Source organism: Paenibacillus apis (genome assembly GCF_018333295.1).
Taxonomy (GTDB): Bacteria; Bacillota; Bacilli; order Paenibacillales; family Paenibacillaceae; genus Fontibacillus; species Fontibacillus antibioticophila.
In genome coordinates, this window is the sequence record NZ_BORS01000016.1 from 21,727 (window position 1) to 35,896 (window position 14,170).

Below are 14,170 nucleotides of genomic sequence, written 5' to 3' on the forward strand. Positions count from 1 at the left end.
GGGCAATCGGCATGATTTCATCGTTTCCCGCTGAAAGGACGAGCAAAATGACAAAACGAACGAAAAGGGCGATTCTCTGGTCCGTAGTTGGAGTATTCGTCGCGATCGCCGCATTGGCGGCCTATTACGTTACTTCGATTTACAACCAGGTAGAGGATTTTCAAAAGACGGGTGAAGAGTCACCCTTCTATAAGGTAACACCTACAGAGACCAAAATCCCGGAGCCGCCAAAATGGGAAGGAACAGAACGAGTCAATATTCTGCTTATGGGAGTCGATGCCCGCGGGCTGGATAAAGGGGAAGTCCCCCGTTCCGATACGATGCTTGTTGCTTCCCTCGACCCTGTAGCCAAGCAAATTCACCTGTTTTCCATTATGCGCGATACCTATACCAAAATTCCGGAGCACGGCTCGGATCGGATTAATGCCGCCATTACCTATGGTCCTAATACTGCGATGTCTGCTGTATCCGAGTTGTTAGGGATTCCCATTCAATATTATGTCTATACTGATTTTCAGGGCTTTATTGAGCTTGTTGATGCCGTTGGCGGCGTGGATTTTTATGTCGAAAAGGATATGCGCTATACCAGCAAGGCAGACAATCATGAATATGATATCAACCTGAAGGAAGGCCAGCAGCATCTGGACGGCAACACAGCATTACAGTATGTTCGTTTCCGGCATGATGCGATGTCCGACTTCACACGCACCGAGCGTCAGCGCAATTTCCTGAAGGCGGTGGCTGAGAAGCTGAAGACCACCACCTCGATCATGAAGCTGCCTTCTATCTTGGAAAAAATCAATCCTTACATCGATACAAATCTGACAGTGAATGATATGTGGAAGCTGGCCACCGTCGGTTACGACAGCAGCATGGCCTCCAGTGAACAGATTCCTCCGATGGAGCTGTTGGAGGAGAAGCGTGTTGGCGGGGCGCAAGTACTAGGAGTGCGGGATGAAGATAAGCTGAAGGATTACGTGCAAGAAGTGTTCGAAAAGGCTCTCCAGCCCGCCGTCGACGAAACTGCCCCGGATGACGAGACTGACTCAGATTCGGAGTCAGATACAGCCGATACGAATCGCAGCAATGGCTCTAGCAGCAGTGCAAATTAATCTTCGGACAGCAGCGAAGACTTAAATAGGCAGCTCTACCGGCCCGTAAAGGGCCGGTTTCTTTTGGAGTATGCCTTAGCGGCATTCCAGCTGTCCGAGCCTATTATTGAAAGGAAGATTCCTATGAACCGTATACATTCTGAGCAACTATATAAAGAAGCCTTGAAGCATATTGTAGGCGGCGTCAACAGTCCCTCCCGTTCATTCAAAGCGGTGGGCGGCGGAGCACCTGTCTTTATGAAACGGGCCCAGGGAGCCCATTTCTGGGATGTGGACGATAACCGTTATGTCGATTATCTGGCGGCTTATGGCCCGATCATTACCGGCCATGCTCATCCCCACATAACCCGTGCCATTCAGGAAGCTGCGGCAAACGGCACACTATACGGAACACCTACCGAGTTGGAGATCAAGATGGCCAAAATGCTGAAGCAAGTTATTCCGTCCATGGACAAGGTTCGATTCGTCAATTCCGGTACAGAGGCCGTAATGACTACGATCCGTGTTGCCCGTGCCTATACCAAGCGCAACAAGATCATTAAATTCGCCGGCTGCTACCACGGCCATTCCGATCTGGTGCTTGTCGCCGCAGGCTCGGGACCTTCCACCCTTGGCATTCCGGACAGCGCCGGGATTCCGACCAGCATTGCCCATGAAGTCATTACGGTCCCGTTCAATGATGCTCCAGCTCTCAAGGAAGCCCTGGACAAGTGGGGCGACGATGTGGCCGCAGTCATGGTTGAGCCGATCGTCGGCAACTTCGGCATGGTTATGCCGAAGCCGGGATTTCTGGAGGACCTCTGCCGCTTAACTCGCCAATACGGGGCGCTGGTCATCTATGATGAGGTCATTACGGCCTTCCGCTTCCATTACGGCTCGGCTCAGACCTATGCCGGACTGGACAACCATGAAGTGATCGCGCCTGATCTAACCGCGCTCGGCAAGATCATCGGCGGCGGTCTGCCGATTGGCGCGTACGGCGGCAGCAAGGAGGTAATGGAGCAGGTTGCCCCGCTCGGTCCGGCTTATCAGGCTGGAACTATGGCGGGCAACCCTGCCTCCATCTCCGCGGGCATCGCCTGCCTGGAGGTGCTTCAGCAGCCGGGTATGTATGAGGAAATGGAGCGCCTGACGATCAAGCTGACGGACGGTCTTGCCGGATTTGCCCGCCAATACGGCATTCCCCTGACAATTAACCGGATCCGCGGCTCCTTCTCGACGCATTTCTGCGATCATCCGGTAACCAATTACGACGAAGCCCAGGACACGAACGGCGAGATGTTCGCCGCCTTCTTCCGGGCGATGCTGAACCGGGGCGTGAATCTCGCGCCGTCCAAGTATGAGGCCTGGTTCCTGACTACGGCCCATACGGAGGAAGATATCGACTTCACGCTTGAGGCTGCGGAAGCTTCCTTTAAGGAAATCAATGGTTCTGCGTGTCAGGGGTAACGTGTGAAGCTTGCCTTCGACCGCTGTTGTTCGCGGATTTCTTTGATTGAATAAGCCATAACAAGGAAGAAATCCGCTCACAAAGGCGACCGCTCCGAGTGTATGCTCCCGATGTAGGGCAGCTATGGCAGCATCCTCGTATCCCTCGATATGCATATACATGCTCGCATCCGGCATAAAAGGCTCCGAATGCTGAAGTATAAAAAGTAAATATGCAACAACTCGTCATCATTGGGGTACCCCAATTTTAACAAGTCCACAGAGCAGGGGCTATTCCAGTAGATTCTGCAAAATACCGACCAAATACGCATAAAGAATACCTCGCACCGAGTGCGGCTTCCAGCACGCGGTGTTTCGCAGCATGGCGGTAATCGGTCGATCGCAAGAATATGGATCTTACCCTTGCAGTGAAAAAAGTTACCTTAAATTCGGGGGATATAGTGAAAATGGGGATATAGTGAAATTTTTTCGCTTAAAGTTGGGTACATCGTAAATTTGGCTAGTTACTGGCGATCTAAGGTAAATTTTTTCACTAAAATTGGGTTCGAGCGTCAAATGAAGATTTTAAGGTAAGAAATTTCACTGGAGCGCGACTGTAATGAGGCTGATCAAGTAAGGTGAGTAAAGTTCGGAGGAAGACTGGTGTGTCGGTCAGGCAAGCGAGTTAGGCATAGGGCCCAAGCAACGTGCGACTGGACGCCAACTCCAAGTGTCCAGTGTGTCATCGGAGCCTTGCGTAAAATAAATCGCGCAGGCTTCCATTCGCGTGCTTTGCCCAGGCGAGCTTGGCGGAGGGTGAAGTTGGAAGGAGACTTGGCTTGCATGCAGTAGCCTGGTTGTGTGCCGCAAGCGGCAAGCTTATTGCAGCACAACTTGCAACACAGCCCTGTGCAAACTGCATTGTATTTGAAGTTAAACTGCAAAAGCGAAGTAGTCAGGGCATAAGTGTGAAGTGTGCTGTAGAAGCGGAGCGTTCGCCTTTGTGAGCAGATTTCTCCCTTGTGGGAACTTAGTCCAATTAAAGAAATCCGCGAACAACAGCGATCGAAGGCACACTTCACACGTTGCCCCTCCTAGCGCACCTTCTTTTGTTTAACTGCAGTACAACAAGGCTGCCCCGAGTCCATATCGGACATTCGGGGCAGCCTCGTTTGTGTTATCGCCGATTATTTTACTTCGATCTTGTCAAAGTAGTTCTCTTGCACAAATTTTGCGGCTACATCCAATTGTTGCTTGGAATCCGTGCCTTTCTTGGAGAAGGATTCTTGTACTACATTGGACATCGTAGCGTAGAAGTCCTGTGTGCCATACTGGGCTTCCGGTTTGCCTTCCAGCAGGCCAAAGAGGTCTGGATCATATTTGTACACATTGTCGTACTTATCATAAATCGCTTGTATTTTCTTGGCGTAATCCGAATCCTCGCTAAAGTATTCGAGCGGAGTAGGAATAAAGTATTTGCCTTCCGCTTTGCGCGCTTGAATCGTGTCTTCAACAGATTTCAGGGCATCATCGGTAAAGTAGTCGAACGTGATATAACGGAATGCCATTTCTTGTTCATCTTTAGTGGCGTTCGGGTTGATGACAAGATAATTGCCGCCTAAAATCCCGTAATGCTTGCCGCCTGCTTCGGCAGCCGGCATCGGATAAGCCACTACATCCTCAGGCTTCATGCCGCCCTCGTTCAGAGCTGCTTGAATGACGTCGAACGCTCCGGCAATAACCATTGCTGTCCGCCCTTGCTGGAATGAACTAATCGCATCTCCCCAGCCAAGCGCCCAGTCTTGAGGGATCGCATTCGCTTCCCATCTCAGCTTCTTGTAGAAGTCCAGAGCCTTCACACCAGCTTCGGAGTTGAACACAGCTGTTACTTTACCATCGACAGTTGTCTCAATTTCACCACCGGCCTCGAACAGGAAGTTCGTCCAGTTCCAGCCTGCTTCATTCCCTTTACCCATTGGTGCGATACCGGAAATGCCCTTCTTCGGATCCGCTACATCCTTGGCAACATTGTACATATCATCCCAAGTCCAGTCCAGCGATGGCATAGTCAAGCCCTTGCCTTCCAGCAGCTTCTTGTTCACAACCGTGGAAGTAATGTAGCCGTTCTGGGTAACCCCGAACACTTTGCCGTCTACAATGAATTGATTTTGCAGAACCGGGTTGATCTGATCCTTGTACTCCCAGTTGTTCCACAGGTCTGTAATATCGGCAACCCAACCGCGTTCAACGAGGAAGTTCGCTTCAGTAGCCCAAGTGTTATAGAAGGTAGGTGCTTCATTGGAAGCCATCTTCACGCCGATTTCATTGACACTGTATTGCCAATCATCCTTTACGATCGTTACGTTCGGGTACTTGGCTTGGAAACGTGCGATCTTATCGTCTTCCTGATCACGAAGCGTGGTCTCATCCGGCAGAGGATAGTGAACCTTGATCGTAATCTTCTTCTGAGTAATGTCCTCCTCAGCGGATTGCTCCGGAGCCGAATTGTTGCTGTTTCCGCCTGAATTTACCGCCGGATCATTCGCCGGGCTGTTGGCCGCATTGTTTTTGTTGCCGCCACAGCCGGCGAGCAGCGTACCGAACAGCATTAGACACATCAGTAAAGTAGTAAACTTGCGCATGGATACTCCCCTTTTCATCAAATAGGATGTTCTTGATTACATCTTTATCTTAAGGATGATTGCTTCGCTAGACGATGTGTATTCATATGGCGATCATGTGCAAGGCTACGATCTATGAATACGCTTATCCCTTCACCGCTGATAGACTGACACTTCGCATGATGAACTTCTGGAACACCAGGAAGACAAAGATCGGCGGAATCATGACCATGAATAACAGTGCGAATTTAACGCTGCTATCCAGGCTTCTTGCATTGATGACATATTTATAGACGGCCGTAGCTAACGTATATTTGTCCTCGGTATGCATGACCAACGATGGCCAGAACCAGTCATTCCATGCGGAGGAAAAGATGAATATCGATAGTGTCGCAAAAATCGGAATCGACAGCGGAACCGCAATCCGCAGGTAGCTGGTCACTTCTGATGCCCCGTCAATCCGCGCCGCTTCGAATATTTCCGGATGGATCCCATCGAAGAAATTTTTCATCAGCAAAAAGTAGAACGCATTCGCACCCGCAGGGAGCCAGAACGCCCAATACGAGTTCAACAGGCCTAGGTCCTTAAGGTTAACGAAGTTTGGAATCATATAGCTGGAAGCCGGAATGAACAGCGTCATCAGAATGAAGAAGTAGACCGCCCGGCTATAGGGAGCCCGGATCCGCGAGATACTGAAGGCTGCCAAGCCCAGCACCAGAATAGTGACGAGAAGAGAACCGACGAAAATGAGCATCGTATTCTTCAAAAACATCGGCAGCTCAATATAATTCCATGCCTTAGAGAAATTCTCCCAATGCCAGACCGACGGGAAGAATCGCGGCGGGAAGGTGTTGACCTCCTGATTGCTTTTCAGTCCATTGAACATCGTCATGGCAATCGGGTACAGCATCGTAAAGCACATAAAAGCAATACATAGAACCATAAATCCGTATACAACTTTATTCAGTGGCTTCTGCAAATCCGAAGCCGACAGGATGCCTCTTTCTTTCATGTTAGTAGTCCTCCTTCGTCAGCTTGAATTGAACAATTCCGAGTACGCTCAACACGACGAACATCAGCACGCCGAGCGCCGTACCGGCACCATAGTCCAATTGGGTAAACGCATATTTGACGGTCAGGAGGGCATAAGTCAAGGTGGCTTTGTTCGGCCCGCCATCCAGCATGGCTAGCTGGGATTGATAGGCCTGGGAAGTACCGATTAATTGCAAGATCAGCATAAGCACAATCAGACTGCGCATCGACGGAAGCGTTATATACTTGATCCGGCTCCATACGCCGGCACCGTCGATCTCAGCTGCTTCATACCAGTCGCGCGGAATGCTAAGCACCCCGGCCAGGTAGATCAGCATGGCTGAGCCGAATTGCTGCCACGTCTCCATGAAGACAAGCGCGATCATCGAGTAGCGGCTATCGGAGATGAACGAGGTCGGATCTGCTCCGAACCAGCCGAGCACGGCGTTGATTGGACCGACCGGATCATACATCCAGCGCCACATGCCGTATAGCACAACGCCCGGCACAACGTAAGGCAGATATGCCGCGATCCGGGCAAAGCCCTGGAACAATTTCAATTCAGAAATTGCGATGGATGCGGCAATAGGAACCCAGAATCCGATAATCAACGTTAGCAGCATGTAATACAGCGTATTTCTGACGGAAAGCAGCAGGTCAGGGTTATTGAGGATTTTAATATAGTTATCCATGCCTACGAAGATATTGCCATTAACAAAATCAATATTGTAGAAGCTATACACCATCCCTTTGATGATAGGGACCCACAAGAAGACGATGAAGATGGCGATAGCCGGTGCAAGGAATAAATATCCCCACATGTACTTCTTCAAGCTAGTCAGCCGCTTCTTTCGCGTCCTCGTCTTGTACTCCGGTTCCTGATGCGTGCTTCCCGGAGAAATTATCGTTTCTTCCATGATGCTCCCTCATTCCTCTATAATGTCTAGCTTCCATTTTAGAAAAGGACAGGGGCTGCGAACATGTCTAAAACTATGTGATGTATAACCGATCTTACTGCTATTTTTTCATATCGCTTGGGCTGACACCGAAGTACTTTTTGAAGATTTTGCTGAAATGCTCCGGAGATTCATAACCTACCCGCTCAGCGATCTCATATCGCCGCAGATCGGTGTGCAGTATCAGCGATTTGCTCTCTTCCATACGCAGCTTAATGACATATTCCCACAGGTTGTAGCCTGTATTTTTCTTGAACAAATAGCTCAAATAGTTCGGACTGACGTGGTTCTTCTTCGCCATCTCATGAATCGTGAGTCCCTTTTGATTATAATTTTCCTCAATATATCGCTTGGCCTGCGCCACAATGACATTGTTCTGCGTAGTCAGCTCCTCGGCGGAAGGATCCTGGGCATAATTATTCCAGTTAAAGTCTCCGTAATAGAACACATGATAGTCTTCCTGGCCGGTTCCCCAAGAGATCGCCTTATCAACCTGACGATTGAGAATATGCAGGAACTCTGCTCCCTTCAAAATCTGGCTGATTCCAATCACGGCGGAGATACCCAAATATTTCTCGATATGATAGTGCAGGCTGCGTCCGATCATTTCCAGCTGACTGATCTTGTTGACATCGAGCTCTGCATATTCCTGTTCGCTCCACTGCAGCAGAATGCCGATCTCCAGATCAGCGGGATAAAAGACGACCGCATTCCATTCCTGATACAGCAGCTCCTTGGCCACATTGAGCGCAGCATATCGGAACAGCCCGGAATCCTTCCTGCTCTTCTCCAGCAGCTCAGCCGTTTCTTCCGCCCTGCGGGAAAGGTCCATTTTGATTTTGATCAATGAAAAATAGGGTCCGGTTAACCCCCACCTGTTCATTAATATATTGGTTGGGGAACCGTTTAATAAGGCTGTAAGCTCTTCATTCTTTCCATCCTCCGGCTCCTCCACATGAAAATGCTCTGCAGGCCGTTCCAGAAAGTCAGTCATGACCGGCACCGGTTTATCCATCTTTAGCAAGGCATTGCGAACCGAATCAAGAAATTGCTCGCTGTTCAGCGGTTTGATTAAATAGTCCCGCGCTCCAAGACGCAGCGCCATTTGGGCGTACTGGAACGTTTCGTGAGCAGAGATAATGATGGTCTGCACCCAAGGCTTAATAATCTTGGCCTGATGCATCAGCTCGATCCCGCTCATCTCCCCCATCTGAATGTCGGTAATTAAGAGATCGATGACCTCCATCCGAATATAGTCCAGCGCTTCATGTCCGCTGCCGGCTGTGAATATTGTATTTATAGCAAGGCCAGAGCTTGTTAGCAGCCCTGCAAGGCCTTTGCAAATCAAGGGCTCGTCATCTACTACCAAAATATTGTACATGTGTGTTCCCTCCTGTCTGTCTACTCTTCCTCTGGCAGGGTTCGTGGAATATGCAGTGTGGCGAGCAAACCTCCTCCGGAGCGTATAGCGTAGCCAAGACCGTACCCCTCGCCAAAATGAAGACGAATGCGTTGATGAATATTGCGAATACCATATCCGAGTGACGGGTCGGGTGTCTCCTCCTCCAATAAGCGTGAAATTTTCTCCAGATCAACGGGCCTGTAGCCATTGTCTTCAATCGTTACGAATATGTCCTCCTGATCTCCACGGACTGTAATGCCGATCATGCCGTCTTCTCCCATATGACGCACTCCGTGAATCATCGAATTCTCGATCAGGGGCTGAAGCGTAATTTTAGGGATCAAAACCTGCCGATACTCCTCCGGAATGTCGATGCTAACCCGGAACTGATAGTCATGCCGATGCTGCTGAAGCTTGATATAGGCTGTGGCATGCTCCATTTCCTCTTCAAGCGTAATGAGCTCGCGCCCTCGGCTCAGGCTGATCTTCATCAGCTTGGACAGCTCCTTGATCATTTCGGCTGAGGCTGTATTTCCTTCAAGCTTGCTCTTCCAATAGATGCTCTCCAGCGTGTTGTACAGTAAATGGGGATTGATCTGCTGATACAGCAATTGAAGCTGCGACTCCTTCTGCTTCAGATCCATCGTGTATTTGTAATGCACCAGTGAGTTCAGGCGGCGCGCCATCTCATAGATCGTCGAAATCAGCACACTGACCTCATCCGTTCTCCCTCTGCGCGGGGTCTCGGGCACCACATTTCCAGGTTCATAACGTCTGACGAAATAGACCAGCCGCTGGATCGGCGTCATCAGAGAGCGCCAGAAATAGAGCAAGAAGACCAGGCTTGCTACAAAATACACAATGGAGATAAGCTGGATCAGCCGCTTGATTTCGTTCTGTTGCTGCAGCAGGGCTTGAAGCGGCACCTTGTACACCAGCTTTTGCTGAAGCACGTAATTCACATTCATTACATAGATATAGTCTTTGGTAATGATGTCTTTTACCGCAGATGTCATGTCCTCCGTTTTCGCCTCTTCAGGCAGTTCAAGCACAGAGCCCCACTCTCCGGTGGTCGAGCTCAGAATACGGTTGTTCCAATCGGTGAAAAAAAGCTCTCCTTCCGGCAGGCTTACCGTCTCCAGCGACTCTCCTACCCGGGCGTCCAGATTGGTCACCACCAGCACGCCGATGGTCCCGTTCTTGTAGATGCTGTTGATCGCTCTGATATAAGCAAGCGTCTTCTGGCTGCTTTGCCCTTCAGTAGGCTGCGACAGATGCTCAACTATCCGCAAATAGCCCTTCCCCTTCTTGGCTACCGCTTCCTCAAACCATTCCGGCTTCTCCTCGTCCGAGAAGAAATACACCCCTGACACTCGCGGTCCCGGATAGAATGGTGCAAAAAAGTATGTATTGTTCGGATCATAAACATAGAGTGAATAATAGATCGGTTCACGGTCATCCGTCTCCTGAGAGTACGTGGTAAGAATATCCTCAAGCTTTTCGTAGTTTTTCACGCGCTCAAGCACGGTCTTATCCGATGAAACCGGATTCAATTGTTGCAACAACTGATTCTGGAAGACGGTCGACGTTACTTTGTTTACAGCCTCAATATCCCGGTTAATCAGCCGGAAATTTTGCTTGCTTAGCTCGATATAGGCGTTGGTAACATGACGCTTCAGAATTTGCCCTGCCCGGTCATTGCCGTATGCATTCAGGACGAATAAAGGAATTGTCAGCACGATAAACATCAGCACGAGCTGCTGCTTGACGTTCAGCTTGCTTAACGGATTTCGCAGTTTTCTTCTCACGTTCCTTCCCCCCGGCAATCTAACTATAGCAAGAATAAAAAAGGGTCAATATGCGTGTTTCTACGCACATCATGTCTATTTCTCCGATGGCCGCTCCTGCCCGGAGACCAGCGAGGCATTCTCCTAAAGTGTAAACGATTTATCGGGGCTTGCCAGTAAAAAAATTGCGGGGGAAGTGTATAAGCTGAACTCATGAACATACAGGGGAGGGGCAACGTGTGAAGGTTCTTACCTTCTTCAATGTGAGGTTACGCCATGCGTTGCGAAACAAGTGCCGATAAGCACTAAAATTGCTGGTGTGGGCGTCGTGCGGCGATTTTAATGCAGAATGTCACTAAAATTGCTGGCGTAGGTGGTCATGCGGTGATTTTAATGCACAATGTCACTAAAATTGCTGGCGTGGGTGGTCGAGCGGTGATTTTAATGCAGAATGTCACTAAAATTGCTGGCGTGGGTGGTCATGCGGTGATATTAATGCACAATGTCACTAAAATTGCTGGCGTGGGTGGTCGAGCAGTGATTTTAATGCAGAATGTCACTAAAGCTTCGAGGCTTGCCAAGAGTAAGCTTTTGAGGTCGGGTGGAGTTCCCTCGCTCCTTATAGCCGCAGTGGACGCAAGAAACCAAGGAATTAAGCGAGAGAAGGCCGCTAAGTTCCTTGGTTTCTATATGAATATCACTCTATTTTGTTATTAAGGGTGTACAGAATCTTACTTTGGGGACAGCCTCCTTCAAAACCATCACAGCACACACCAAGCACTGCCACCTATGGCAGCAGCGCGTCCAGCCCGCCGACGACCTGGTCGGCGGCTCCAAGAATGTCGGCACTGCCGATGCCGACCACGCGGCAGCCAGCTGCCTTGGCTGCCTCAACCCCTGCGGCTGCGTCTTCAAACACGACGCAGTCCGCCGGATCCAGGCCAAGCTCCGCACTGGCCGTCAAGAACACCTCAGGATCTGGCTTCGCCTTAGCCACCTTAGTACCGTCAACAACGGCATCGAACAGCTCGGTAATCCCGAGGCGTTCCAGAATAAACGCCGCGTTCTTGCTCGCTGAGCCCAAGGCGATCCTCACTCCACGGCTTCTCAAGAACATCAAATATTCCTTTGCCCCGGGAAGCAGCTCCGATGGCTCCAGCCGGGAGATATAGTCTACATATTCCTTATTTTTCGTCTCTGCCATTTGCTCACGCTCTGCTTCATCCGGATCCATCCCGCCTACCTCCAGCAGGATTTGGAGTGACCGCATCCGGCTGACGCCCTTCAAGCGCTCGTTGTCCGCTTCTGTAAACTCAAAGCCCAGACGGTTCGCTAGTGCTCGCCAGGCCAAGTAGTGATATTTGGCCGTATCCACGATTACGCCATCCAGATCAAAGATCGCACCCTTCATTGATTCCAGCATGTTGTTCTCTCCTTATCTTGGACCATCTATTTTCAGTCTTTATCAGGTTCCATCCTAACCACGGCTAATCCTGCTCCGCGCTTGCTCAGTGGATTACTCCTGCCCCATTCGCAGAACAGCAGAAACACCCGGTTCAAGCGTCAGACTTTGTCCATACGCAGCAACACGAACCTCGCTTGTATTCCCTGCATCGGCCTCCAATTCCACCTGTTGCCTGCCAACCCGTACCTTGATTTGCTGTCCGCGCAAAATCAGCCTGGTTTGAACCGCCTGCCACTTTTCTGGAAGTGAAGGAGAAATCGTTGCGCACTCCCCGTCAAAGCGGATACCGGCGAACCCTTGGACAGCAGCCATCCATGCACCGCCATTCGCAGCCGGATGGGTCCCGCCAATGTACAAATCCCCGACATATTGCTTCGATTCCCCCGTCAGGTCGATCGTTGCCGTCCGCATAAAGTATGGATAGCCCCAGTCGGGAGAGCCCGTGTCGGCGGCAACCATCGCATAGATGCATGCGCTAAGGCTCGATCCATGCTCGGTGCGCGGCTCGTAATAGGCCCAGTTCGCTTTTTTAATCACCGTATCGTAGGCGTCCTTGAATAAATGCAGCATCAGCACAATATCCGCCTGCTTTAAAATTTGCGTTGTCGTTGCTAATCCGTTCCCGCCGCCCCAATATTCATGCTTGTTGAGCACCCTGCCCTTAAGCTCATGAAGCGGGACATCCTCCAGCGTAAAATAGCGATCAAACTGCTCAATCAGCCCGGTCTCGGAATCCGGTTCAGGCACATACAGACGGTCATGCATATCCCGAATATGCTCCGGCTTGATGGCACTGTTCTGCACCAACGCCTCATATTGCTCCGGACAAGCGGCATGCAGGATCTCCATCGCCTCCAGCGCTATGAAGAGCGTCCGTTTTACCATAGCATTGGTGAACGCATTATTATTCACCCGTTCATGATACTCATCCGGACCCGTGACATCCAGCACTTCATATCTTTGTTTTAACGGGTTATAGTACGCATAGGAATAGAAGAACCTCGCACATTCCCATACGGTCTCCGCCCCGCCCTGCAGCAGGATTCCTTCATCCCCGGTAAATTTATAGTACTCCCAAATTCCATAAGCTGCATCCGCGCTGATATGCACCTGTTTATCGCGGAAATAGGTACGCATCGGCCGTCCCGTAAACACATCGTTTACATTGAAAAGTGTGCAGGCATCGTCCCCGGTCTCCTGGCTTTCCCAGGCATAGAACGCGCCTTCATAGCCGTATTCGGCCGCTTTGCGCCGCGCTCCGTCCAAAGTATGAATCCGGTACATCACCAGATTCCGCGCCGTCTCCGGCTGCGTGTACAGAAAGAACGGAAGCATGAACATTTCCGTATCCCAGAAAACCGCCCCCTTGTACACTTGCCCCGATAGTCCCCTTGCGGGAATCGACAGCTTCTCTGAATGCTCAGGTGCAATAATCAACAGCTGGTACAAGCTGTAGCGAAGCGCTAATTGTGCCTCGTCATCGCCTTCGATCACCACGTCCGCCAAAGCCCACTTCCGCTCCCAGCATGCCTCATGCTCAGCAAGCAGACCGGTATAGCCGGTACCGGCCGCTTCGCGGCAGAGACGCAGCGCTGCAGCGCCCGGCTCCTCCTCATCCAGACCTGTGCATACGGCGGCAAATCTATCAAATGTATAGGTCTTGCCTGCCCGGCATGCAAAAGAGATCGTCCGGAAGACCGAGCCCGATTGCTGGTCATAGCGAACCTCCATTGTCACAGCCTCTCGGCCCTCGGCTTCCATGCTCGAGCTGATCCGCTCCGCCACCGCAAGCGGCACCTGCAGCTCACGGGTAACTGCGGTTACAAGCAGGCTGTTCTGACGCTCCGCTGCCTCAAGCTTCTCAAGGTGCGGACCGTTGATATCCCATACTTCCCCGTCGATGCCCGTACGAATCGTTAATTGGCCGTCAGCGCTGCATGTCACGCTTAACCGTCCCGCAATCACATTCAGCCGCTCTGCACTGCAGAACCGCTCCGACTCTACAACCAGCTCTGCTCCCCTATCCGCCTTAAATACCGTACGGCGGTGATGTACCGCGCTGCGAATATCCAGTGCCTGCTCGTGCTCCACAGGCTCGCAGTCCAGCACGGACAGCGATTGCCCCTCGAATTCAATGACCGCATACAGCGGATGCGGTGCATTGACCGGTTCGCGCCATTTGCCGTCTACCTGGTCATACAGCCCTGCCAGCGTTACCGCCGCCAGCTCGCCCCGTGTATACTCCTCCATCGTGCCTCTACAGCCCATATAGCCGTTGCCGATCATAAACTTGTTGCCGTCGGCAGCAATCCTGTTCCGGTCAAAGCCGTTCTCCCGAATCAGCCAGTCTTGATTTACAAGCTTCAT

10 protein-coding genes are annotated in these 14,170 nt (G+C 50.9%); 3 read left to right on the top strand and 7 right to left on the bottom strand.

What is annotated here, in order from left to right:
• Positions 1-47 precede the first annotated feature (47 nt).
• The gene (locus KI362_RS20195) at positions 48-1,112 is read left to right on the top strand and encodes an LCP family protein (protein WP_301629910.1); all 1,065 of its coding nucleotides are present in this window, start codon (positions 48-50) and stop codon (positions 1,110-1,112) included.
• Positions 1,113-1,235: 123 nt separating this feature from the next.
• A complete protein-coding gene (locus KI362_RS20200; RefSeq protein WP_301629912.1) occupies positions 1,236-2,561 on the top strand; it encodes a glutamate-1-semialdehyde 2,1-aminomutase in 1,326 nt (441 codons plus the stop codon).
• 1,166 nt (positions 2,562-3,727) lie between these two features.
• Here KI362_RS20200 and KI362_RS20205 read toward each other — a convergent pair.
• The 5 genes from KI362_RS20205 to KI362_RS20225 all read right to left on the bottom strand — a co-directional run bounded on the left by KI362_RS20205 (position 3,728) and on the right by KI362_RS20225 (position 10,359).
• Positions 3,728-5,182 carry an ABC transporter substrate-binding protein gene (locus KI362_RS20205; protein WP_301630024.1) on the bottom strand — a complete coding sequence of 485 codons (1,455 nt, stop codon included), beginning with the start codon at positions 5,180-5,182 and terminating at the stop codon, positions 3,728-3,730.
• Between the two features lie 124 nt (positions 5,183-5,306).
• A complete protein-coding gene (locus tag KI362_RS20210) occupies positions 5,307-6,173 on the bottom strand; it encodes a carbohydrate ABC transporter permease (protein ID WP_301629913.1) in 867 nt (288 codons plus the stop codon).
• 1 nt (position 6,174) lies between these two features.
• Positions 6,175-7,014 (bottom strand): carbohydrate ABC transporter permease, encoded by an 840-nt coding sequence (locus KI362_RS20215; protein ID WP_374705691.1) that lies wholly within the window; start codon positions 7,012-7,014, stop codon positions 6,175-6,177.
• A 196-nt stretch (positions 7,015-7,210) separates the two neighbouring features.
• Positions 7,211-8,530, bottom strand: coding sequence for a response regulator (locus KI362_RS20220; protein WP_301629914.1), 1,320 nt, complete (start codon positions 8,528-8,530; stop codon positions 7,211-7,213).
• A 20-nt stretch (positions 8,531-8,550) separates the two neighbouring features.
• Entirely contained in the window at positions 8,551-10,359 is a 1,809-nt protein-coding gene (locus KI362_RS20225) for a cache domain-containing sensor histidine kinase (protein ID WP_301629916.1), read from the bottom strand.
• Between the two features lie 321 nt (positions 10,360-10,680).
• On the opposite strand from KI362_RS20225, the gene KI362_RS20230 reads away from it, so the two are divergent.
• Positions 10,681-11,055, top strand: a complete 375-nt coding sequence (locus KI362_RS20230; protein WP_301629918.1) for a hypothetical protein — start codon at positions 10,681-10,683, stop codon at positions 11,053-11,055.
• A gap of 70 nt (positions 11,056-11,125) precedes the next feature.
• Here the strand turns inward: KI362_RS20230 and pgmB are convergent, their stop codons facing one another.
• Both pgmB and KI362_RS20240 read right to left on the bottom strand, forming a co-directional pair.
• Entirely contained in the window at positions 11,126-11,761 is a 636-nt protein-coding gene (gene pgmB, locus KI362_RS20235; RefSeq protein ID WP_301629920.1) for a beta-phosphoglucomutase, read from the bottom strand.
• Positions 11,762-11,854: 93 nt separating this feature from the next.
• Positions 11,855-14,170: a glycoside hydrolase family 65 protein gene (locus KI362_RS20240; protein ID WP_301629922.1), complete on the bottom strand. Its 2,316-nt coding sequence runs from the start codon at positions 14,168-14,170 to the stop codon at positions 11,855-11,857.